This is a genomic window from Streptomyces sp. NPDC042638, from assembly GCF_040647235.1.
GTDB lineage: Bacteria > Actinomycetota > Actinomycetes > Streptomycetales > Streptomycetaceae > Streptomyces > Streptomyces rameus.
Genome location: NZ_JBEZBT010000083.1, coordinates 1 through 22860 on the forward strand (window position 1 = coordinate 1; position 22860 = coordinate 22860).

General features: G+C 69.5%; 17 protein-coding genes and 5 pseudogenes. 7 read left to right on the plus strand and 15 right to left on the minus strand.

Translation table 11 applies throughout. From position 1 onward, the window contains the following. From AB0B40_RS35655 to AB0B40_RS35675, 5 genes and pseudogenes are all read right to left on the minus strand, one after another. A pseudogene (locus AB0B40_RS35655) lies at positions 1 to 389 on the minus strand (sugar nucleotide-binding protein); the annotation flags it as partial. A 1053-nt stretch (positions 390 to 1442) separates the two neighbouring features. After that, positions 1443 to 2873, minus strand: a complete 1431-nt coding sequence (locus tag AB0B40_RS35660) for a VCBS repeat-containing protein (protein WP_362267694.1) — start codon at positions 2871 to 2873, stop codon at positions 1443 to 1445. A 466-nt stretch (positions 2874 to 3339) separates the two neighbouring features. Then, positions 3340 to 4845: a hypothetical protein gene (locus AB0B40_RS35665; protein WP_362267696.1), complete on the minus strand. Its 1506-nt coding sequence runs from the start codon at positions 4843 to 4845 to the stop codon at positions 3340 to 3342. Positions 4846 to 5320: 475 nt separating this feature from the next. Then, a complete protein-coding gene (locus AB0B40_RS35670) occupies positions 5321 to 5980 on the minus strand; it encodes a hypothetical protein (protein ID WP_362267698.1) in 660 nt (219 codons plus the stop codon). A gap of 13 nt (positions 5981 to 5993) precedes the next feature. Next, positions 5994 to 6815, minus strand: a complete 822-nt coding sequence (locus AB0B40_RS35675) for a polymorphic toxin-type HINT domain-containing protein (protein ID WP_362267701.1) — start codon at positions 6813 to 6815, stop codon at positions 5994 to 5996. A 28-nt stretch (positions 6816 to 6843) separates the two neighbouring features. On the opposite strand from AB0B40_RS35675, the pseudogene AB0B40_RS35680 reads away from it, so the two are divergent. Continuing rightward, a pseudogene (locus AB0B40_RS35680) lies at positions 6844 to 6975 on the plus strand (helix-turn-helix transcriptional regulator); the annotation flags it as partial. 63 nt (positions 6976 to 7038) lie between these two features. Here AB0B40_RS35680 and AB0B40_RS35685 read toward each other — a convergent pair. After that, positions 7039 to 7503, minus strand: a pseudogene (locus tag AB0B40_RS35685) (DUF2785 domain-containing protein); the annotation flags it as partial. Positions 7504 to 7524: 21 nt separating this feature from the next. Further along, a complete protein-coding gene (locus AB0B40_RS35690) occupies positions 7525 to 7860 on the minus strand; it encodes a hypothetical protein (RefSeq protein WP_362267703.1) in 336 nt (111 codons plus the stop codon). A 365-nt stretch (positions 7861 to 8225) separates the two neighbouring features. Here AB0B40_RS35690 and AB0B40_RS35695 point away from each other — a divergent pair, with 365 nt between their 5' ends. Beyond that, positions 8226 to 9032: a MarR family transcriptional regulator gene (locus AB0B40_RS35695; RefSeq protein ID WP_362267705.1), complete on the plus strand. Its 807-nt coding sequence runs from the start codon at positions 8226 to 8228 to the stop codon at positions 9030 to 9032. 315 nt (positions 9033 to 9347) lie between these two features. Here AB0B40_RS35695 and AB0B40_RS35700 read toward each other — a convergent pair whose 3' ends face one another. The 3 genes from AB0B40_RS35700 to lysA form a co-directional block, all read right to left on the minus strand. Then, the gene (locus tag AB0B40_RS35700) at positions 9348 to 9548 is read right to left on the minus strand and encodes a hypothetical protein (RefSeq protein ID WP_362267708.1); all 201 of its coding nucleotides are present in this window, start codon (positions 9546 to 9548) and stop codon (positions 9348 to 9350) included. Positions 9549 to 9701: 153 nt separating this feature from the next. Further along, a complete protein-coding gene (locus AB0B40_RS35705) occupies positions 9702 to 10001 on the minus strand; it encodes a hypothetical protein (protein WP_362267710.1) in 300 nt (99 codons plus the stop codon). Between the two features lie 229 nt (positions 10002 to 10230). Further along, positions 10231 to 11517, minus strand: coding sequence for a diaminopimelate decarboxylase (lysA, locus tag AB0B40_RS35710; RefSeq protein WP_345049612.1), 1287 nt, complete (start codon positions 11515 to 11517; stop codon positions 10231 to 10233). A 138-nt stretch (positions 11518 to 11655) separates the two neighbouring features. Here lysA and AB0B40_RS35715 point away from each other — a divergent pair, with 138 nt between their 5' ends. Continuing rightward, on the plus strand, positions 11656 to 13272 hold the full coding sequence (locus AB0B40_RS35715; protein ID WP_362267711.1) for a helix-turn-helix domain-containing protein: 1617 nt from the start codon (positions 11656 to 11658) through the stop codon (positions 13270 to 13272). Here the strand turns inward: AB0B40_RS35715 and AB0B40_RS35720 are convergent. The 4 genes and pseudogenes from AB0B40_RS35720 to AB0B40_RS35735 form a co-directional block, all read right to left on the minus strand. Next, a complete protein-coding gene (locus AB0B40_RS35720) occupies positions 13221 to 14837 on the minus strand; it encodes a serine hydrolase domain-containing protein (protein WP_362267712.1) in 1617 nt (538 codons plus the stop codon). The two genes, AB0B40_RS35715 and AB0B40_RS35720, sit on opposite strands and share 52 nt — an antisense overlap. Then, the gene (locus AB0B40_RS35725; protein ID WP_362267714.1) at positions 14837 to 16330 is read right to left on the minus strand and encodes an APC family permease; all 1494 of its coding nucleotides are present in this window, start codon (positions 16328 to 16330) and stop codon (positions 14837 to 14839) included. The genes AB0B40_RS35720 and AB0B40_RS35725 overlap by 1 nt, the downstream gene beginning before the upstream one ends. Before the next feature lie 215 nt (positions 16331 to 16545). Beyond that, positions 16546 to 17551: pseudogene (locus AB0B40_RS35730) on the minus strand (IS5 family transposase). A gap of 150 nt (positions 17552 to 17701) precedes the next feature. Further along, the gene (locus AB0B40_RS35735) at positions 17702 to 18112 is read right to left on the minus strand and encodes a hypothetical protein (protein ID WP_362267720.1); all 411 of its coding nucleotides are present in this window, start codon (positions 18110 to 18112) and stop codon (positions 17702 to 17704) included. A gap of 154 nt (positions 18113 to 18266) precedes the next feature. Between AB0B40_RS35735 and AB0B40_RS35740 the strand changes: the two genes are divergently transcribed. From AB0B40_RS35740 to AB0B40_RS35750, 3 genes are all read left to right on the plus strand, one after another. Then, a complete protein-coding gene (locus tag AB0B40_RS35740; protein WP_345049601.1) occupies positions 18267 to 18932 on the plus strand; it encodes an HAD family hydrolase in 666 nt (221 codons plus the stop codon). A 225-nt stretch (positions 18933 to 19157) separates the two neighbouring features. After that, a complete protein-coding gene (gene tkt / locus AB0B40_RS35745) occupies positions 19158 to 21269 on the plus strand; it encodes a transketolase (protein ID WP_362267718.1) in 2112 nt (703 codons plus the stop codon). An 82-nt stretch (positions 21270 to 21351) separates the two neighbouring features. Next, the gene (locus AB0B40_RS35750) at positions 21352 to 21687 is read left to right on the plus strand and encodes a hypothetical protein (protein ID WP_362267716.1); all 336 of its coding nucleotides are present in this window, start codon (positions 21352 to 21354) and stop codon (positions 21685 to 21687) included. A gap of 106 nt (positions 21688 to 21793) precedes the next feature. Here AB0B40_RS35750 and AB0B40_RS35755 read toward each other — a convergent pair whose 3' ends face one another. Continuing rightward, positions 21794 to 22105, minus strand: a complete 312-nt coding sequence (locus AB0B40_RS35755; protein ID WP_345049595.1) for a hypothetical protein — start codon at positions 22103 to 22105, stop codon at positions 21794 to 21796. Between the two features lie 436 nt (positions 22106 to 22541). On the opposite strand from AB0B40_RS35755, the pseudogene AB0B40_RS35760 reads away from it, so the two are divergent. After that, positions 22542 to 22860 (plus strand): annotated as a pseudogene (locus AB0B40_RS35760) (transposase); the annotation flags it as partial.

Consider the following 22860-nt stretch of genomic DNA (forward strand, 5'->3'; position numbering starts at 1 on the left):
GCCGCCTTCGCCGCCCCGTACGGGGTGACGGGGTCAGGGAGGCACGACTCGTCGTGATGGGCTCGGGCACCGGAGAACACCGCGTCGCTGGACACGTGGACCAGGCGGCTGCCATGCTTCGCCGCGGCCATCGCCAGCCGGACGGGCCCCTGAGCCGTGACCGTCTAGTCGGCGTTGCCGCTGGATGCGTTGACGATGATATCCGCGCCGATCTCAGCCATGACGGCTTCCACGCGGGCGGGATCGCGCAGGTCGAGCGGGTGCCACGCGGCGTGGGACGTGCCGGGTCTGGTCGCGTAGGTTGCGGCCGTTGTGTGCCCGGCCATGGCCGCCTGCCGGATCAACTCGGTGCCCAGGAAGCCACTGCCGCCGATGACCAAGACCGTCATGACGCGACACGGTAGACCGTCCCGGTCGGTATCGGACAGGGCACCTTGGAAATCTTAGGCGCGCGCCGCGCCGATCCCGGCGTCACAGAGGTGTGCAGTCTCGGCTGCCGTCCAGCACCGGGTCGGATCGGCCGTCGTGGCGAACGGCTGCCCGGCCTGGTCGAACCCGTTGCCGGTGGCCTCCTGATGGCGGCCACTGGCAAGCAGGACCCTCGGCAGCGCGTTGTCCTGCGCCTGCCGGCACGGAAGCCGGCACCGGCGATGGTGCCGGCACCGGCGATACCGCCGGTGTGGCCCTGCCTGGTGCGGCACGGCCACTGCGGCCTGCCTGCCGCAGGGTGCTCGAGTGCTGCTCGTGCCGATGACCGCGGTCATCCGGCACGGTCCCGGCTGGCTTGGCCGTCTGCGGCTGGTTCACGTCGCCGTCCCTGTGCTGGACGCCGTCGACCTCCCTCATTCCTCAGGGCTCGCAGCCGGGGGCCGATTTTGTTCCTGGCGCTCCACTGGTCCTTGACGACGGTCTCGACGGAAACGGTGCGGAGCAGGGACGTGCCCGTCACGCTCTCAGCACGGGCACGATGACGGTGCGGGATCGCCCGGGACGGCCGTTTCAGTTGGCCGTGCTGGTGCGTTGTGCCTGGCCTATGCGGGGGTCGGCGGTGCGATCGTCGGTTACGCGGCCCCAAGTGCTGGGCGGGTTCCGGGTGGTCGCCCAGCACGGCGGCGATGACGGATGCGGCGGGCACGGGAGCGAGGGTCCAGACTCTGCGGTGATCAATCCCCACCCCTGAGTCGAGTGTCTGATCGGCGGATCGACCGGCGCCGCCGTAACTCCAGATCATCCGGGGCGGTACCCGGCACCGCTTCGCACCCGATGGCGGCCGCGGCCGGCAGCTTCCGCCGACCGCACTCGCGTTCGTGCTCGGCTTACCGGCCAGCTGACAGGCCGAACACACTGCGGCAGCCCGGGCATCCTTGCCCGGGCTGCCGCGCGTGCGGTCCTCGGTCGGGGTGCGACAGACCGACTTTCGACATGGGCCGCGTTTCAGACGGCTAGAAGATGCCCTTGTAGCCTTGCCAGCCAGTCCCGATCTTCGTCCGGGCCCGGAAGGATCCCGTGCCGGAGCCGGCGTGGAGGTACAGGTTGCCCGAGGTGTCCCGCGCAATCAGATCCCTCTTGCCGTCCCCGGTGACGTCCCCGGCCCCGACGACTGCGTTGTACGAGCCGCCCCAGTTGGAGAACAGCTTCACGCGTTCCTTCAGCAGGCCGTTGCCCCGGCCGCTGTAGCGGAACAGGGCGCCCGCCTTGTCCTGGGCCAGGACATCGCCGATCTGGTCGCCCTCCAGGTCCCCGGTACCTACGATCTTCTTGTAACCCGTCCAGGCCGAGCGGATCTTCTTGGCGGCCGCCAGCGTGCCGTCGCTCTTCGCCGCGAAGAGGTACACGTCCCCGGTGGACGCCTTACGAGCCAGCAGATCGGGACGGTCGTCGCCGGTCAGGTCCCCAGGTGAGGTGAGCACGTTGTACGCGCTCCAGCCGGTGCCGAGCTTCTTGTAGGGCGTCGACGTGCCAAGGGTCTGCCCGCACGGGACTTTGTAGCCGCGCAAGGAACCGTCGGCCATGCGCACCAGGACGTCGTTGCAGCGGTCGTTGTTCAGGTCGCCGAACGAAACCGCCATCGCCTTGGACGACCATCCTCCAGCCGGCCATTTCCCGGAGAAGGTGCCTTTCCCTGTGCCTTGCCGGAACGTGAAATCGCCCGAGGAGCTCAAGGTGAGCAGATCGCCGATCCCGTCAGGAAGCCCGTCCTCGCCCACGTGGTCGTGGCGGACCGGGCGGCCGTCATGCAATTGGACCGTGCCCCGGACCTCTAGCGGCTTTCCGGTGACGTCGGCGGGATTTGCGGCCACCGTCCAGTCGTAGGCGCCGTTTTGCAGTCGAGTCCGAAGGCCCTGTCTGTCGCGGCTCATGCCGGACCAGCCGACGCTCAGCTCGCCCCGAGCGGCATGGCCGCTCGTCATGTCGACGATGCTCCCGTTCGCCTTGCTTCGTACGGTCAGGCGCCAGTCTGTAGCCGGCTTGGACAGCAGCAGGGTGGTCAGGGTGTCGGAGGACGTGTCGGGCTCCCGGGCCGTGACGGACGCGGCGTTCTCGGCCGGCGCCAGGAGCCGCAACGGCTGCTGGGCAACTCCCGACGGCACGAGGTGCACTCGTTCGTGGTCGTCCACGTAGGCGGCGTTGCCGCCGGACTCGTCCACCGTCCAGCGGACGTCCCGCTGGGAGGCGCCCGTGTCGGGCAGGTCGCCGACCACCTTGCTCACGGGCGTGCCGTCGGCGACCGTCGTCAGGAAGAGCTTTCCGGCCTGCTTGTCGTGAGTCACGACGTACCCGTCGCCGAGCTCGGCTTCGTCGGCGGGGACGGGAACGGACTTGGCCGTCGTACGGTCGAAGACGCCGGCCCGCCCGTCGCACGTCCAGTACACCCAGCGCCCCAGTGCCTGCAGCTCGGTGGGTGTGCAGCCGGCGTCGGTCGTGACGGTCTCGGTCGTCTTCTTCGTCGACAGGTTGTACGCCGTGAGGGCGCCGGGGGTTCCGGCCGCAGTCCAAAGGACGTCCCCGGAGAGGGCGGCGGCGGTCGGGGTGCGGGCGACTGCCGGAACAGGTTCGCGGTCACCGTCGCAAGGGCGTCGAGTTTGCCGTTGAGCTGCGTGATCTCGACTCTGGCCTCACGAAGCTGCTTGTGGAGCGCGGCGATCGTCTCGTCCCGGGCGACCTTGGCGTTCCACTCGGTGAGGATGTCGTCGGCGCGGTGGACGGTCGCGTGGCTGACCTGGGCTTCTCGTGCGAGGTTCTCTTTGGTGAGGGCGCCGTTGGTGTGCAGGGGCTCGCCGGCCAGCAGCCGGGCCATGGCATCACGGAGCTTGGTGGCGGTCTTGGCGGAAACCGGCATCAGGGGGTGGCTCCCTCTTGTCGAAGCGTGCGGGTGATGCGCTGGACGTCGTTGAGACGGATCAGGACGGCTTTGCGGCCGGGTGGTGACAGGGTGGGGTCCTGGGCTCTGGCTGTGAGGTCGTCTTCCTCGGCGATCCAGATGGGAGCGTGTTGTCGGGGGATCACGGAGTTGCGGCAGCGGTCGGGTTGGCAGGCGCCGATCAGAGGGGTACTGCCGTGCTGATCGGGGGGCAGTTCGTTCTGGCACTCGGCCTGCGGGGCGTCGAACATGCAGTGGTTGACGGTTCCCAGGTGGAGGTTGGTGAACTGGGTGGCCAGCAGTGCGGCCTCGGCCTGTTCATCGGTGATCTGCGCCCGCAGGAGGGGGTCCTCGTTCATGGCTGAGATGACCTGGTCCAGGCCGGCGTGAAGCCGGTCGGCGCCGGGCCCGACCGCGACCTTGTCGCCTGTCCGGCGGGCCCTGAGCAGGTCGACCAACCGGAGTGCGCCGGCGTACTCGAGTTGCTGATCGAACTCCGTGGCCCACTTGGTGTCCACCTGCGCGTACCCCTGCGTGGTGCAGTTGGCCAGTGCCCGGCGGGCAGCGTGCTTCAGTTGGAGGCCGAGGGCGACTTCGGAGCCCGGCTCGCGCCCGGTGATCACCGACATCGTCCGCCGGAACATGTGGGAGCGGACGTGTGCGTCGGGGATGGTCTCCAGCCCGTAGGCGTCGGCGCTGGCGTTGACGTGCTTGATGAAGTAGTCGATGTCTTCGGCGGCGATGATGCCGCGATCGCCCCGGTTCTTCTTGCCGCGGGGCGGCTTGAGGCTGGCGAACAGGTGGGTGGGATGCCATGACAGCTTCTCAGCGACGGCGATGGCCTCGGCGACCGGCTCGATGATCCACCAGAACGACTCCGGCCGGGCCGGATCGTGCTTGATCTTGTGAGATCTGATGGCCGGGGCCCCGTAGTAGGTGGTCACGGCGTCGCGCTGGATCTCCTGCACTTCCGAGTCGCGCATGAGACTCGTCGCGGTGACGAAGACGTAGCAAGCTGCCCTGAGCATGCGCAGCTCGATGGTCAGTTCCGCTTGGGTGATGTGCGTGCGCCAGGGACGTGTCGTGCCGTCCTTGCAGGTGATGAGAGCGGCGTCAGGGCAGGGCCGGGGGATCGACCAGTAGCGGTTGGCGGCCATCACCACGGTCTGCCCGGAGGCTGCCGCCTCCGCGACACGCTGGCGCCGGGCCCGTCCCGACGCCGCATGCGAGCTGAAGCGATCGCCGGTCGGGATGCCCCAGATCAGACGGGCGAGGGTGCTCCAGATCACCGTTCCCGCCTGGCCGACGCCGTCGTCGGCAGACCGGATGGGAACACGGTTGTCCGGGTTGGCCAGCCACTGGCGCAGCTCCTCGTCGATCACTGCCGCCCACGGGCGGGTGCCGACTGGGAAATGGCGGGGAGCATTCATCTCGGCTGCAGCGACTTTTCCTCGGACCACGTGTGCGCGGCCCTGGGCGACCACGGCGAGGACGGCCGCCCGACGGGCCAGGGCGCGTGCGCGTGGCGAGCGGCTGTGGGTGGCAAAAATGCTGTCCTGCAGTGATCAGCTCGCTGAGAACTGTCCAGATGGGATCGCCAGCCTTGGAGCCCTGCCGGTTGACGGCGTGAACCGGGACGCGGTGGCCCGGGTCGGCCAGCCAGGCAGCGATCTGGGCATCAGTGTCGTCGGCGGTCCGGGCGACGTGCCGACGAGGTGGTGCCCCTTGGCCGATGCCCACGGCCAGGTGCTCAAAGTGCTCTTTCCAGCGCAAGAGGCGGGTTCTACTGATCCCCGCAACACCCAGGAGTTCAGGGAGTTGCGGGGATCGTGGATTTTGAGGTGCTGAAGGCGAGGTTCTTCGAGGCGCTGGATCGGGAGGGCGGCAGCGTCACCGCTGCTGCTCGCGCTGTCGGAGTGAACCGCCCGGTGGGGCTTCTTCGTCCTCGGTCCGCCGAGATCAGACGTCGGTCAGGGCAGCACGCAGACAGGCGATGAGATCACCGGCCGGAACCTCGGCCCACTCGGCCCCGGGCACTCCGACGCGCATGACCTCGTACCGTTGCCCGTCCCAGTCGTGCACCAGGACCTGACGGCTCGTCCCGTCCAGCGGATCCACCCGCAGGCGCACGGCACCGTGCGTGATCGTCGGGAACGTGTTCCGCAGGACCTCGTCGGCGCGGAGCCGGCGCAGGAGGTCCCACTGTCGCCGGTGGAATTCGGACGACAGAAGGACGGACCACTGCGAAGTGGTCGGCTCCCCGTTTTCGAGGGCCCAGGTGAATTCATCGAGTTCCATGAACTCGAATCTCTCCTCGAGCTCTTCGAGCGGTCTGCCTTCCCGCCAGGCTGCGACGGCCTCCACGAGCAGTCCGGGATCCCCTGTCGAGCCGATCTTCCAGGTGAACCCGGGAATGTGGACACTCAGCCGGAAGAGTCGTCGCTCGCTCGCGGTGTCGACCGAGAGGAAGCCCCTCACCGTTTCGATACTGATGACGTCGGTGGCCCAGGGCTCGAGTCCGATGTCACATCCGCGCAGCTTCGCCGCCTCCCTCAGGGCCGGCGCCAGGCCACCCGAAGCGGTCACGTCCGGGTACAGGTCTTTCCCAGGGGTGTTCATTTCGCGGGATCCCTCAGCATTGGCAGTATCCGATGACCGAGCCCTTCACCGGGTCGAGTTTCCCCAGCTTCGACAGATCCGGCACATTGGTCAACGGGTCCAGATTCATGGCGCCACCAGGGCCTGACGGAGAATAGAACTTCACCGTGCTCCAAGGGCGCTGGCCGTTGGCGACCGCTCTCGCGATCATGGACATCTCGTAGTCCGTGGCGGCTCCGGCCTCACCGGCCCGCAGGCCGCGCTTGGCGGCTTCCATGAAGCCTCCGAGATCGTTCAGTCCCGTCATGTTGACGTGGAGCACCACGTCCGGGTCGGCGATGGCCATTTCCGCCATCCGGGCGAAGTCCCTCGGGGAGACGTTGGAGAAGGTGGTGAACTTGTTGCCGGGGAGCTGCGCCCACTCGTCGAGCTTCCCGTTGTTCTGCCATCCCAGGGCGACCTTGCAGTTGTGCACGAGGACCGGGGCGGTGCCCGCGAACACGAAGAAGGTGTGCAGATCCCCGACCGTGAGGTCATAGACCTTGCGCGGAGAAAGACCCGGGCGGTCGAGCAGGGCCGTCACCGGGCGGACGGAACCGTCCGGGGTACGCAGACGGTCGCCGACGTGCAGGTCGGAAGCCAGGGTCCAGCCGCGCTCCACCACGTAGAACCGGTGACCGGCGGTGCTGGCCAGCTTGCCTCCACCGGCGACGGTGATGTCCACCAACCGCTGCGTGTCGTGCTGGAAGGTGTCGGTGACCTGCTGGCTCCGCACCCGGCCGGTGGCCGGATCCATGGACCTGACGAGGTCCCCCACACCCACCTGGCTGAAGGGCCGGTGCGAGCCGTCCGCCATGAGCACGTCGGTGTTGCCGGGGAAACTTAAGCGGCTGGGAGTCTCGCCCCGTACTGCTCACCGGATCGCAGCCGACCTCATGGAGCGGCTCGAGGCACGCAGCCGCTTCGAGGCCGGAGTCCACGCCGTGCAAGGCGGCTGGCTCCCCTCATCACGGTGACGGCAGTCCCACCAGACAACAGCCCTTGGCCCCGCCTCCGTCTGGCCGGGACTCCCTGTGCTGTCAGGCAAGCCAGTGACGGTACAGGCGCAGGAGCCCGGCCACACGAGCGGCCACTGCCTCAGCATGGGGCGGCACGCTTTCGTCACTGATGCCACGGATCAGATGCAGATGGTGGGACTGAAGCGTGGCGAAGGTATTGAATGCCGAGACCGGCGTGGGCCCGGGCCCTTCACCGTTGTACAGGGCCGCCTCCACCACAGCCAGCCAACCGGTGGCCTGCTCGTGACCGAGGTCAGGTGCCTGCGGGATTCGCGTCAGCGCACGGGCAAGCCGTGCATCCTCCAACTGCACATACCAGTAGTCAGCCTGTCTGGCCGTCATCCTGCGCGCACACAGTTCGAGTAGTTCTGCGCGGCGGTTGGGCAGGACCCTCGCGAACGCGGCAGCAGCATCGGCACCGTGTGCGACGGCATGCAGCCAGCCCAGGGACTCGTCCCAGCCACGGGTGTCCTGCTCGGCCGGATACCAGGTCGAGAAGGCGGCATATCAGCGCTCTGCCGCCGCCTGCGTCACAAGACCTGGAATGCTGTCTGCGCGTTTCAGGATCAGACAGAGAGTCAGCGGCGCGAAGCTCCTAGCCTGCACCTCCGGATGGGCGAAACGGCACGCAGCGGTGTCTCCAAGCTGCCCAAGGACTTCATCGAAACGTCCCTCGGCAATCCAGCGAGCGGCTGCAGTGTAGGCGAAGCCATCACAAATCTTAGGATCAGGCGAGATCAGCATCGCCAGCAACTCGTCGGCGACCTGACATGCCGGTACGGCCTTGGGAAAGGGGTGGCCGTCGGCAGTCATCGCCGGCCAGTCGACGAAGTCAACAGTCATCGCGTCAAGTTTTCACATCACGGCGGCAGCCAGCAATGGGCTACGCCGACTGGAGCGTGGACACTGAGTGCCCCATGACCATGGGGTTCTGAGCGTTGCCCGGTGCTGACGCCGGATCAGGATGCCGCGCAATCAGGTGAAACACCTGACATGCCGGAAAAGAAGGTGGCATCCGCCAGGGCGCCGGCGGCAAGCCCAGCCTGCTCTCGCATATACAGCCGCGCAGACGCCAACCCTTCTGCACTGCTTCCCTTCGGTCGCCGATGAGTTTCGGTGTACCGGACGGTCCAAGTCGGCACACCTGACGAAGGGAGAACCCGATGGGCGAGACGCGCTCGCACCCGATGACTCGCATCGCACGTCGCATGTTCGAGCTCCTGGAGCCGATCTGCCTGGTCACGTTCCTCGCGGACGAGTGCAACGAGGAACTGGCCGCACTCGGCCACCGCACCTATTGGGACGGCTACTTCGCCAGCCGCGCCGCACCCATGGGGCGGGTGCCGGCCCAAGTCGTGCACGCGGCCTTCTACAACTTCGCCGACGGGGAAGCCGCACGGCACATCCCCAGCGCCTGGGAGACGCTCTCGCCCGAGGCCTCCGTCGCCGCGCGGGAGCGGGGCAGTGCCGCCTCCCTACGGCGCATCCTCGGCGACGAGCTGGCCGGGTCCCCGGGTCTGGTGCGCGCCGCGGACCTGACCACCAAGGCCGCGACGAGCGCCCCTACCGAAGGCCGGGTGATGTACGCCGGCATGCGCACCCTTGAGGTACCCAGCGACCCTGTCGCCCGGCTGTGGCATTCCGCGACCATGCTGCGCGAGCACCGCGGCGACGGGCACATCGCCGCTCTCGTCGTCGCGCGCATCGGCGGTACGGAGGCCCACGTGCTCTCCGCTCTGGAGCAGGGCATCCACCCCCCGGAGTCGTTCGGACGCATCCATCACCTGCCGAAAGAGCGCCTGGCCGCGGTCATGGGCGGCATGCGCGAACGCGGACTCGTCGACATCGACGGCCACTTCACCGATGCGGGCCGCGCGACCAAACAACGCATCGAAAGCCTCACTGACGAACTCGCCATCCCGCCCTACGACGCCCTGTCCCCCGCCGAACTCGACGAACTGATCACCAACCTCGAACCCATCACTGCGACCCTGGTGGCCACAGGCTCGCAGTGACAAACGGAAAATGCCGCAGATCTCCGTGATCAGAAACGCCCTAGCCGGCGCAAGGGCCCTCCAACCGGTTGTGGTGGGCCGGCCGCCGTGATCACGGCCGACTCCCCTCACCGTAACTCAATGATGCTGGTTGTGGACTGTGTGTAGTTATTGCTGGTCGGGGTCGGCGCATGGGCCGAACTGCTGACTGGCGGAGAGGTGCTCCTTTGCCCCTGGGCTCAGTGACAGGAGGCCGGAGCCCCGGGGGGCGGAGTAGGCGAGGGCCGGGCCCTTGGCGGTCACACCTGCCGACGGGGCCGCTGAACGTGCGCTGGCTCAGCGGCGGTACATCACGTACAGCTTGTTGCTGTGGGACGTGGCGGCCGGCTCGTCGATCGGTCGGATGGCTTTCTGTTGGCTGACGTGGTGCAGGGCGCTCCTGGTTGACGATGTGCCCCTGTTGGTGGCCGCGTACAGGTGGCCGTCTGTGCCGCGCATGAAGATCCACAGCGTGTTGTCGTGTTTGGTGAGGGCCACGCCGTGGTGGGTCTTCCAGCCGCTGATGGTGCCGCGGCTGCCCCAAATGCGGTTTCCGTGGTGGGTGGCGGTGTGGACGTCGTTGCCCGTGCCGCGGCAGACCTGCCAGGTCCAGACGTCGGAGTCGGCGATCGCGGCGGGGCTGTCTATGACCTAGGGCAGATTGTTGGCGGTAGGGCCGTGCCAGGTGGTGGCCGTCCTGTCGTGGTAATAGACGGCCCCGCCCTGGCTGATGTGCGTCAGCCACAGCCGGTCACCGCCGAACCCCAGGGTCACCGCCTTCTCCGTTCCTCCGGGGAGCACGGTCACCGCGCTCCAGCTGGAGTCGTTGAAGGTACGTGTGCGGATGCGGTTGTCGGTTCCGGTGTAGGCGAGGCACAGCGTGCCGTCGACGACCCCCAGGGCCGGAGCGCGGTAGCTCCTTCTTCTCCGATGCGTTCCGGCTTGCGCCACTCCTGCCCTTTCTGGCGGCTCCACATCACTGCCTCGCGCTCGCGTTGGACGAAGACGACGTAGAGCCGGCCGTTGTAGGAGGTCACCGCCGGGGGCGTGATGTTCTTCCGGCCAGCCCCAGCCCCAGCCCCAGCCCCAGCACCAGGTCCTGGACGCATTTCGCTCAACTGCTGGACCGGCACCGGCCCCACTTGCGGCCGTCACTCCCCCCGGCTCGCCGACCGCGCCGCTACGGAAGATCCCGGCGCATCAGGTCGGTGTAGGTCTCGCGGCGTACCACGGCGCGGTGCGCGCCGTCGCGGACGAAGACCACCGGCGGGCGCCGCGCGCCGTTGTAGTTGTTGCTCAGCGCATAGGTGTAGGCGCCGGTGACCGGCACGGCGATCAGGTCCCCGACGTGCGGGTCCGCCAGTGGGACGCCGTCGCTGAGGGTGTCGCCGGACTCGCAGTGCCGGCCCACCAAGCGGCACAGCTCGCCGTCGCCGGTCGGGCGGGCGGCGACGGCGGCCTCGAAGCGCTGCTGGTATAGAGAGACTTCGAGGTTGTCGCCCATGCCGCCGTCGACGGCGACGAAGGTGTGGCCGCCGCCGCGCTTGACGGAGACAACCCGGTACAGCGAGACGCCGGACTCGGCGACCATCGAGCGACCCGGCTCGATGAGGATGCGGGCGTGCGCGGGCAGCAGGCGTCGGGCGACGCCGGTGACGGCGTCGAGGTACGCCTCCACCGTGGGCGGCCGGTCGGCGTAGGTGTAGCGGGAGCCGAGGCCACCACCCAGGTCGTAGACGGCGAACTCGCCGAGTTCGGCGACCGCCTCGACGGCCTGCGCGAAGGGGGCGAGGTCCAGGATCTGCGACCCGACGTGCACGTGGACGCCGTCCAGCCGCAGCCGGTCACTGCCGCGCAGCCGCGCGATCGCCGCCCGGGCCTGCGGCAGGGGCAGACCGAACTTGGAGCCGTTCTGACCGGTGGACACGGCCTCATGGGTGTCGGGGCGGATGCCGGGGGTGACCCGGACCAGTACCGCCTGCTCCGCCGCGGTGCCGGAGAGGATCTTCTCCAACCGGTCGATGTCGTCGAAGTTGTCGACGACGATCGTCCCGGCGCCGGCCTCGACGGCGAGGCGCAGCTCCTCCTCGGTCTTGGCGTTGCCGTGGACGACCAGGCCGGCCGGGTCCGCCCCTGCGGCAAGGGCGAGGGTCAGCTCGCCGCCGCCGGCCACGTCGATGCCGAGACCCTCCTGTGCGAGCAGGCGTATGACGCCGGTGCAGGGGAAGGCCTTGGAGGCGAAGGTGACGCGGGAGTTCGGCCAACGGGCAGCCAGGCCGTCGGCGTACCGGCGGGCGCGGGCGCGGACCGACGCCTCGTCGAGGATCAGCGCGGGAGTGCCGTAGGACTCGGCGAGTTCTGCCGCCGGTACGCCGCCGATCACCAGCCCGCCGCTCCCGTCCCGGGTGGTCCCTGGGGGGAACAGCCCCAGCAGTTCCCGGCCGTCGTGCGTCTGCGTCGTTGCCACCCGTGCTCCTTGTACCACTGATCCGTCGCGTTCTCCTGCCATGCTCCCGCTACGGCCACCCAGGGTCTTCGTTGACATCGTCAATACGGACCTCCCAGACTTGACGCTCTCAACAGTCCTTCGAGCCGGGGGTGCACCATGCGGGAGTTCGGCGCTCAGGGGTACCTGCCCGTCCGTCAGCTCGTGGACAACATCGGGCCGGCGCTGCTGCGCCTAGTCCAGGAGGGGACCGGCAGCGCAGGGCCGCTCACCGACATCGTCATCCATGCCCCGGGCGCGCCGGCACGGCTCGGACCCGGGTGCGTGGTGCTGGGGGTCGGCGTGACCACGGAGGCCGAGCTGCGCGAGCTGACCGCGGCCATGCGGCAGGCCGGCGCGGAGGTGCTGGCGGTGAAGGCCCCGGTGCCGCCGTCGGCCGACGACGGGCCGGCGATCATCGAGGTCAACGCGGACGCGTCCTGGATGCACGTGGCGACGACCGTCCGTGAGCAGCTGCTCGAGTACGCGAGGACGCGCGTGCGCTCGGCCGGCAGCGGCGCGGAGCTGTTCGCCCTGGCGAACGCGGTCTATGAGGCCGTCGGCGCCCCGGTCACCATCGAGGACCGCTCCTCCGCGCTGGTCGCCTGGTCGCAGGGGCAGGACCGGACGGACTCCGAGCGGATCGAGACCATCCTGGGGCGGGCCGTGCACCAGCGGACGCTCGCCGAACAGCGCGAGCGCCAAGAGTTCGAGCGGCTCCATGCCAGCACCGAACCGGTCTACATGGAAGCGACCGGAGCCGATCAGCTGGCAAGGGTGGCCATCGCGGTCCGGGCCGGTTCGGACGTCCTCGGCTACATCTGGGCCGCCGTCACCGGGCCGCTCGACGAGGCGGCCACAGCCCGGCTGCGCGAGTTCGCGCCCGTGGTCGCGCTGCAACTGGTCGGCCTGCGCACGGAGACCAGCTACGCCCGCCGCCAGCGCAGTGAGCTGGCCGCCGCCGTACTCGGCGGGGCGGCCGACCCGGTCGAGGCGAGCCGGCTGCAACTGGGCTCGGGCCCGGTCTGCGTCCTGGCCGCAGCCCCGCGGCTGGCCGGGAGCACGGGCCCCGACGCGCTGGACGCCGCCGGACTGCGCCGGTTCGCGGACACCCTGGAGTACTTCCTGGCGGCCGTACACCCCCGTTCAGTCCTGGTGACGGGCACCGGAACGGTGTACGTACTGGCCGCCTGGCCTCCGGAACACGCCACGTCGCAGGAGTCGGCCGCAGCCCTGGCCCGCGACTTCCTCGCGCGGACCCCACTGGCCGGTGAGTACGTGGTCGCCGTCGGCGGCCCGGCCGAATCGATCCGCCGGATCGCCGACGTGCGGGCGCAGGTGGACGCCGCGTTGCGGGCCCTGCGGCACCCGGCCGTCCGCGGACCGGCCGTGCGCACCGTGCAGGACATGGCGCTGGCGGTGCTGCTCCTGCACCTCGCCGACGCGACCGATGCGCTCGGCCTGCCGGACGCCAGCGGCGCGCTGTACCGCCTGCGCCAGGAAGAGGGCCAGGACGGCCCACTGGCGGCGACCCTGGCCGCCTATCTCGCCGCCGCGGGAGACACCGACACTGCGGCGCAGGCCCTGCACATCCACCCCAACACCATGCGCTACCGGCTGCGCCGTATCCGCGAGGTCTCCGGGTTGGACTTCGCCGATGCCGACGCCATGCTGCTCGCGCACCTTCAGCTCCGGGTGCATGAACTGCGGACGGGCGCTTCCCCGGGCTCCGGCTGATCCCGGAACGAGCGCGTGTAGCGGCACCCGTCCAGGTCGACCCAGAGCACCGCGCCGTCCGGGGCGGGGCCCGACGTCAGGCGCTCCGGCAGCCGGGGATCGGCTCCGACGCGGAAGGTCCCGTCGTCGAGCGGCACGAGTTCCGGTTCGTCGCAGGGCGCTTCCACGCCGGTCGCGGCGATCATGTGCAGTCGTCCCGCCCGCTGCACGATGCTGAAGCTGGGATACCAGGGGGTGTAGCTCCGGTAGTGACCCACGAGCGCGTGCGAGGGCGCGGCCGGCGCGCAGGGGCCGGGGCCCAGTGACTCGGGCCCGTGGAGCCAGCGTCCGTCCAGAGAGTGGTGGTAGGCGGACCATCCCGGGTGATCGCACACCAGCCGCCCGTCCCCCGCGTCGTACAGCTTGCCGGTCACTCCGTCCGAGGTGAGCGAGAGACGGTCGTCCCCCGTGGCCTCGACACGGATCTGACGCGGCGCCGCTCCGTGGATCCCGACGTAGCGCCGGGCGTCGGGGATCCGCTCCGGGTCGAACAGCGCAGGGTCCGCCGGGGCTCCCTGGACGACGGCGAGCACATGGCGGGCGAAGCGGTCGATGAACCGGCACTCGCCAGGTGCGTTGGTCAGCACGGCGACACCGTGTCCGCCGTCGGTGTCGACGGCGAGGTACGAGCGGTATCCCACCATCCCGCCGGCGTGCGTGAGCCAGGTGCGGCCGTCGATCACTTCCACGTCCACGCCGAGCACGTAACTGGAACCGACCGCGTCGGCGGGCACCGTGACGATCTGCCGGAACTGCTCCGGCCCGATGATCCTGGTGCCGTTCAGGGTGCCCCGGCCCAGCAGCATGCGGGCGAACAGCCCCAGGTCGGAAGCGGTTGCCAGCACGTTCCCATCGGCCGCCGAATACTCGAAGAAGCCGGCCGGCGCGAGCGGGGCCGACGGCAGCGGCGGGCGGTCGTCGCGCAGGAACCGGTACCCGGTGGCGAGCTCGGCGATGTCTTCGTACGTGATCCGCGCCGCCGAGTCGCGCATGCCCAGGGGCCGCAGCAGCCGTCCGGTCATGGCGTCCGCCAGCGATTCCCCCGTCACCTGCTCGACGATCAACCCCAGCAGGTTGTAGCCCTCGTTGGAGTAGTGGAACAGCTCACCTGGTTCGGCCCAGGTCCTCGCATCGCGCAACGCGTAGCCGCGTGCGGCGGCATCGGGCAGCGCGTCGGCCCCGGCCACCAGGCCGGAGGTGTGCCGCAGGAGGTGCCGGACGGTGATCGCGCGGGAGCCGCCGTTCGGGGCGAACCAGGGCAGGTGGTCGGCGACCGCCGCGTCGAGGTCCACCTTCCCCTCGTCCGCCAGGATGCCGAGCAGGAAGGCGGTGAAGGTCTTGCTGATGGAACCGATCTCGAACCGTGTGCGACGGGAGAGCGGCGCCCCGGACTCCGCGTTCGCGAACCCCGCGGTGACGAACGCGCACTCGCCGCTCCGGTCGACGACACTGATCGCGATTCCCGGCACCGGCCACCACGTCCGCAACCGCTCCGCAAGCCCCGTAAGCACCTGCTGCACATCCATCAGACGCCCGCCTTCCGCGAACCGAATCCCGCGAACCGGTCCGGACCCAGCTCGACCCGGGAGGAATCGATCTCCGCGTCCGGCCGGTCGCCCTTGACGAACCGCCGGCACAGCGGGTACAGCAGCACGGCCAGCATCGCCACCGCGAGACTCATACCGAACATCGCGGCCTCGTCGACCGCCGTACTCCACGCCAGGTACACGATCATCGCCGTGGGCAGCAGGACGACCAGGACCGCACCGGGCCAGCCGCCGGGGACCCGAACCGGCCGGAGCATCCGCGGATACCTCCAGCGCAGGACGAGGAAGGCCACGAATTCCAGCAGGATCGAGGCCAGGGTGAGCAGCACCGTGGCCCGCAGGATCGAGCCGAAGTCGACGGCGGAGAGCACGACGACGACGGTGGTGCTCGCCAGCAGCGCACCCACCGGTGTGTTGAACCGTCTGCTGTCCCGGGCCATCCAGCGCGGCAGGTACGCGTCCGCGGCGAGCGCCCGCGGGACCCGGGTGCTCGTCAGCAGGATCGCCATGAACAGCCCCACCAGGGAGAGCGCCGACCCCAGGGAGAGCAGCACCTTCAGCCAGATGCCGCCCAGGGCGTCACCGACCACGATGAAGTCGCCCTGGACCCAGTCGGCGGGCGCACCCCGGTGCAGCCCGCTCCCGATGGCGGCGATGGTGGGCAGCAGGTAGGCGGTGATGATCAGCGGAACCGAGATGACCAGAGCCCGGGTATAGGTCCGGTGCGCGTCGGCGACCTCGCCCAGCACGGTGCTCGGGCCGTCGAAGCCGAGATACAGCCACACGATGACGCTGAGCGCGCCGGCCACCGACGAGTGGACGCTCTGCCCCGGCACCATGAAGGGCGAGAGCACGTTGATCCCGTTGCCGACTCCGTGCCGGATGCCGAGTACCGTCAGCACCGCGAACGGCGCGAGAATCAGCAGCATCATCCCGACCGAGTACTCACTGACCGCCTTGGAACCGCGGTAGTTCAGGTACGCCATCGGGACGATGAGGGCGACGGTGACGATCCAGTGCAGGTCCACGACGAAACCGCCGTGGAACAGGTCCACGATCACCAGCCCCTTCCCACGGGCGATGTCCGGGACCCAGGTGGCCAGGTAGTCGACCAGCAGGATCGGGAACAGGGCGAGGTTCAGCACCGACCCGATCGAATTCCAGACCCCGAACACGAACGCCGCACCTCTGCCGAGCGCGATCTTCGTCCAGTAGTAGTAGCCGCCGTCGACCGGTATCGCGGCACTCAACTCCGCTGCCACCAGCGCGTTCGGCACACCGAAGACCACCGGCACCAGGACGATCATCAGCAGGGTCATGCCCGGACCGGCGCTGGAGAGTGAGGCTTCGAGCCCGAAGGGGCCTCCGGACACCGTGAAGAAGAAGATTCCGACCAGGGGCAGCACACCGAGCGTGCGTCTGTCCGCCCCGCGCGCCGACCGCGTGATTTCCACCGGGATCAGTTCGGCCATTCTGGGCTCCACCCTTCGTTCGCGCCTGGTCAGCACAACGTAGGGGGCCGCATCGGGACCGTCCTCGTCGTACGCACCAAAGCCACGGCCCGCCGGTCGTCGCTTCCACCAACGCCGGGCCGAACCACCCGCAACACGACGAGGGTCCGTCTTCAAGGATCATCGGAATGAGTCACGCGGCGCGGGTGTGGCCTAGGGCGCGTATCGAGTCGTGATCAATTGGTGGTCCGGGTGAGGTCTTCGATCCAGATCATCGAGGCTCGTAGGTGGAGACCGGCGAGGTAGCTGTCCGGGGTCTTGTCGTATCGGGTGGCGATGCCTCTCCAGGCCTTGAGCTTGCTGATCAGTCGCTCGACGGTGTTCCTCTCCTTGTAGAGGGCGGCATCGTGGCTGACGGGCCGGCCGCCCCCGGAGCCCTTCTTCGTCCGGTTGGCGCCCTGGTCCCTCTTCTCCGGGATCACTGCCTTGATGCCGCGTCTTCGCAGGTGGGCCCGGTTGCCGCGGGACGAGTAGGCCTTGTCGGCGGCGACCGCGTCGGGCCGGGTGCGTGGGCGGCCGACGGGGCCGCGGACCCGTAACTTCTTGAGCACCGGGATGAACTGCGGACTGTCCGCGGCCTGGCCCGCGGTCAGCCGAACGCCAGCGGGCGGCACTTGCGGTCGGCGGCCAGATGGACCTTGCCGGTCTGCCCGCCCCTGGAGCGTCCGAGGAGAGCGGCCTTCAGGCGGACCCTTCGCCGACGCCGGATGCGTCGTCGCTCCTCCCGCTCGGGATCCGTTGTGACGTCCGGCCCGCATTGTTCTTCGAGGCTGCTGCCCCCTTTGACCTGGTCCTCTCCTCCGCAGCGGCAGCCTTCTCCAGCGCAGTGACGACGTCCTCGCCCAGGTGCATCCCGGCGGCATCGTGGTGTGCCCGCGCGGTGGTGGAGTCGATACTGACCAGGGACAGGTCCACCTCACCCCGCTTCGCCGCTTCCGCGGTCAGGCCCTCCAGCAGGGCCTCGAAGACGTCGGCGTCACGCCACTGCCGGAAGCGGTTGTGCACGGTTGACCAGGCGCCGAACTCCTCCGGCATCTCCCGCCACTGCCCGCCGGTCCTGAACCGCCAGATCACACCCTCGAACTGCTGCCGGAGCCGCTCGGGGTACGGGCCGTACCCGCCGATCGTCAGATACGGCCCGATGAACTCCCACTCTGCGTCCGTCACTTGCACTCGCGTCAGGCAAGAAGATCTACCGGACCCAGACCCGCCGTGAGAGCGAATCCCGCAGACTGATCACTCGATACGCGCCCTAGCGCAGCCCGCCCACACCACCCGGACGGCTGAGCCTTGGTCGCGCCGCGGGCCGCCCTCAGCGAGCGTGAGAAGGAGTCAATCGATCAGAGAGGCGGCATAGCCATGGGTGACAAGCCGAACGAAACCAGGGCCGTCGGGCAAGCGCTCAACCCCATGACTGTGGAGGAGCTCATCGGTTTCCTTCAAAAGGAGTTGATCGGGACTGCCCATGGCAACATGCTGGTCTATGGGCGAATGTCCCTTGGTGAGGGCTCCTGGGGACGGTCTGCAGTTGTGCGGCGACCACCTGTATCGGCAGCCTCCTGAAAGCCCACTGATCACAAGTGCAGACAGTCGGCCGAACCCGCGCTGGGTGAGCCGCCACTTCGCCTTGACCACCTGCTTGACCACCGGGTGGTCTTCCGGCAGGCGCAGGGAGCGGCGCTGCTCGTAGCCCTCGAGGCGCTCGGGCAGCCCGAGCTTCACGGCAGCCGCGGCAGTGAGCACGAGACGAGAATGAAATGGTCACACCTGCTGAGCAACAATGGTCACACCTGCTGAGCGACAGTGCCGCGGAGCCGTGACCGTACCGCCGCCGACGATCGCCTTGTTGGTTCCGCGGTCTCCGTGTGGGTACCGGGCCGGCGGGTAGCCGGTGGGCGTGACCGCATCCGCCATCGCCGTCCTCGACATCGACGGGACACTCATCGACTCCAACTACCACCACGCCCTCGCCTGGTACCGGGCATTGCGCTCGGTGGGCGAGATATATCCCGTGTGGCGGCTGCACCGGCTGATCGGGATGGGCGGGGATCAGGTGGTCACCGCTGTCGGTGGCGAGGAACTGGAGCGCCGGGTGGGCGACCGGGCCAGGGAGCAGCAGGGCAGGGAGGTCGACGAGCTGCTGGAGGAGATGGCGCCGTTGCCCGGTGCTCGCGATCTCCTCGTGGCGGTCAAAGAGCGCGGTCACCGGCTGGTGCTGGCCAGCTCTGCTCAGCAGCGTCACGTGGAGGTCTTTTTGGACATGCTGGGCGCCCGTGACATCGTCGACGACTGGACCACCAGCGCCGATGTGGAGTCCTCCAAGCCGGCGCCGGATCTGCTGCAGGTGGCGCTGAAGAAGCTGGGAGCGCCGCCCGACGCGTCGAGTGTGATGGTCGGCGACTCCGTGTGGGACGTCGAGGCGGCCAAGAGAGCGGGGATGCCGGCGATCGTCGTCCGTTCCGGCGGATTCGGGGACGACGAGCTGCGGAAGGCCGGCGCCATCGCGCTCTATGACACCCCCGGCGACCTCGCGAAGGCACTGGACGACACCCCACTCGCCTGACGCCCCCACCGTCGCCCGGCCCGCCCGGTTGCGGTGCCGGATACCGGCCGCGCCGTGAAAAGCATCTACCGGCCCACCCCCAAGGGAGTACCGCCACCGATGACCGCCAATGAGGCAGACCCCGCCACCGAGGCGAAGAGCACCCGCTCCGAGGCTCCCGCCGAGGCCGCGAGCGACGCGCCCACCGGCAACCCCTTCCAGCCACACCCCACCCTCCCTGAGGGGATGGGCGATCTCGACCGCCGCGCGATCGACACCGTGCGCGTGCTGGCGATGGATGCCGTACAGAAGACCGGCAACGGCCACCCCGGCACCGCGATGAGCATGGCCCCCACCGCCTACCTGCTGTTCCAGAAGTGGCTGCGCCACGATCCGGGCGATCCGAACTGGGTCGGCCGTGACCGCTTCGTGCTGTCGATGGGGCACTCGAGCCTCACCTTGTACATCCAGCTCTTCCTGTCCGGCTACGGCCTGGACCTGGCCGACCTTCAGGCGCTGCGCACCTGGGGCTCTGCGACCCCGGGCCATCCCGAGGTCAACCACACACCGGGGGTGGAGACGACGACCGGTCCGCTCGGCCAGGGCGTCGGCAACGCCGTCGGCATGGCGATGGCCGCCCGCCGCGAGCGCGGTCTGCTGGACCCCGACGCCCCCGAGGGCGAGAGCGTCTTCGACCACACGATCTGGGCGTTCGCCTCCGACGGCGACCTGGAGGAGGGCGTCAGCGGCGAGGCGTCATCGCTGGCCGGCACTCAGGAGCTGGGCAATCTGGTCCTGGTCTACGACGCCAACCGGATCTCGATCGAGGATGACACCGACATCGCGTTCACCGAGGACGTCGGCAAGCGGTACGAGGCTTACGGCTGGCACGTGCAGCACGTCGACGACGGCGAGGACCTGGCCGCGGTCGACCGCGCGCTGGCCGCTGCCCGGGCCGAGACCGGCCGCCCGTCGCTGATCGTGCTGCACACGATCATCGGCTGGCCCGCGCCGAACAAGCAGAACACCGGCGCGGCCCACGGATCCGCGCTGGGCGAGGACGAGGTCCGGGCGACCAAGGAGATCCTCGGCTTCGACCCCGACAAGACTTTCGAGGTCGACCCGGAGGTGCTCGAGCACGCCCGCCGGGTCGCCGAGCGCGGCGCGCAGGCGCACGCGACGTGGCAGCAGCGCTTCGATGCGTGGCGGGCCGGCAACCCCGACGGTGCCGCGCTGCTTGAGCGGCTGTCCACCCGTCGGCTGCCGCAGGGCTGGGCGGACGACCTGCCGGTCTGGGAGGCCGATCCGAAGGGCGTGGCGACCCGGAAGGCTTCCGGTGAGGTCCTCGCCGCCCTGTACCCGGTTCTGCCGGAGCTGTGGGGCGGTTCGGCCGACCTGGCGGAGAGCAACAACACCGCGGTCAAGGGGGAGGCTTCGTTCCTGCCCGAGAGCCGGCAGACCAAGATGTGGTCGGGCGGCCCGTACGGGCGCACGCTGCACTTCGGCGTCCGCGAGCACGCCATGGGCGCGATCATGAACGGCATCGCGCTGCACGGCGGGACCCGTGTGTACGGCGGCACGTTCCTCACCTTCTCCGACTACATGCGCGGTGCGGTGCGGCTGGCCGCGCTCATGCAGCTCCCGGTCACCTACGTGTGGACGCACGACTCCATCGGGCTGGGCGAGGACGGCCCCACCCACCAGCCCATCGAGCACTACGCGGCGCTGCGGGCCATCCCCGGCCTGGACTTCGTCCGCCCGGCCGACGCCAACGAGACCGCGGTGGCCTGGCGCACCATCCTCGAGCACAACGACCGCCCGGCCGGACTCGCCCTGTCCCGGCAGAACCTGCCCGTCTTCGACCGCACGCAGTTCGCGTCGGCCGAGGGCGTCGCCCGGGGCGGCTACGTGCTGGCCGAAGCCTCCAGCGGCAGTCCTGAGGTCATTCTGATGGGCACCGGAAGCGAGGTGCAGATCGCCGTCGCCGCCCGGGAGAGGCTGGAGGCCGACGGCATCCCGACGAGGGTCGTGTCACTGCCGTGCTGGGAGTGGTTCGCGGCCCAGGACCAGGCGTACCGCGAACAGGTGCTGCCGCCTGCGGTGCGCGCCCGGGTGAGCGTCGAGGCCGGCGTGTCCATGGGCTGGCGGGAGTTCGTCGGCGACGCCGGCCGCATCGTCGGCCTCAACCACTACGGCGCCAGCGCGGCCTACACCGTGCTGTACGAGCAGTTCGGGCTCACCGCGGACGCGGTCGTCGCCGCGGCCCGGGAAAGCCTTGCCGCCGCCGAGGCACCGCCGCTAGCCCCCGCCGGCCCGGACAGCGCCGGCGTCCTGCAGGCCCCCACCGGCGATCGCTGACCCGCCTGCCCCGCCCACGGCGGGGCGGGGCGGGCGCGGCGCACAGCGCCGACGGGTCGCCGCCGGCGTCGAGCGTGACGCGGTGAACGACGGCGGGGGCACCGTCACCATCGAACAGATCGAGGCCGATGGTGACGCCGGATCCACCCTGCGCCTGATCCACCACAACCCGTCCCGGTACGAGCACCGCGAGATCCTGAGCTTCGCGATGACCAACGAACAGCCGACGGAGGACGGCAGCGGACCGCTGGTTCTGACCACCAGGAAGCCGATGGTCCTCATCGGAAAGCTCACCCAGTTCCCGCCCCGCGGCGACCTCTACACGCTGGAGCAGCCCGTCGAACTGGTCGGCCTGGGCGGCCCGGACGACCTGCTCGCCGTCATCGAGAAGTTCCCCGTCAAGGTCGGCGGCCTTTGAGGGGGTCAGCGGGACCAGCTCACAGCGCAGCAGGTGCTAGCTGCGGTGCTAACGAGCTCGTGCACGGTAGATGGTGAGACGTCGCGGGCTTCGGTGTGGCCCGGGTTCACGTCTGCCGTGTCGGCTTCAGGTCCGCGGTCTGCTGTGTGGCGATGGCGAAGTCCGCCGTGACGAGTCGGCTGCGGATGGGCACGAAGACGTGGAGCTGCCGTACGACGGTGGTATCTCCGCCCTCCCCGAGCAGGTTCACGGGCCGCTCTACCTTGCGTTCCTCGGTGAGCAGGACGGCGGGGCCGCTCGGTAGTACGACTACGCCTACCTCGGCGTCGGTGCAGATGGCCCCTATGGTGCGGGCCAGGCGGCGCACGGTGCGTTCGTTGGACAGCTCGGCCGGGCGCGCGGTCACGGTGAGGATCACCGGGGACAGGCTCTTCTCGGGTTCCTTCGGCTGTCGGGCCTGCCAGCAGGGTGCCCCTGTACACGGCACGCGCCGCGCTGAGCAGCTCGTACATCGACTGTTGGGACAGGACCGCGTGAGCGATCTCCTGCTGGCTCGGGCACGTCCGGGTCGCGCAGCGCGGCGCAGGGCACCGGCGGATGGGACGCTGGCGGTGAAGCTGTAGCGGCCGAGCAGGTTCAGATTGCGGTGCTTGAGCGGAGAGAGCCGGGCGATGTCCCCCTCGCGGCGGCTTGACGCCCACCTTCCCCCGGGCCAGCGCCGCATGACCGCACACCCCAGCCACAATCCGCTTGCCGGCGCTCGCCGCGTGCAGCGCCTTCGACTCGCCCAGCAGTGACAGGGACGGCCGTGGCGTACTGGTTTGCGAGCGCGGATCGCATCGCGATCTCGGAAGAAGGGACGGGACGCCGAGCCATCGGCCTGTGTGATTGACGCCCAGAGCGTCAAGACCTCCACCAGCGTCCCCGCCGCCGGCCAGGGCGTCGACGCCGGGAAGAAGATCGTAGGCAGAAAGCGGAACATCGTCACCGACACCCTCGGTCTCCTGCTTGCCTGCTGGTTACCGCGGCAAGCGTGCAGGACGTCGTCGCCGGCACCCGGCTCCTGGACCAGGTCGCCGCCGAACACCCCGGCATGCGCAAGGTGTGGGCCGGTCGAAGGCGGCTACCGCCAGCACCTCGTCGAGCACGCGGCCACCCTCGGCATCGACATGG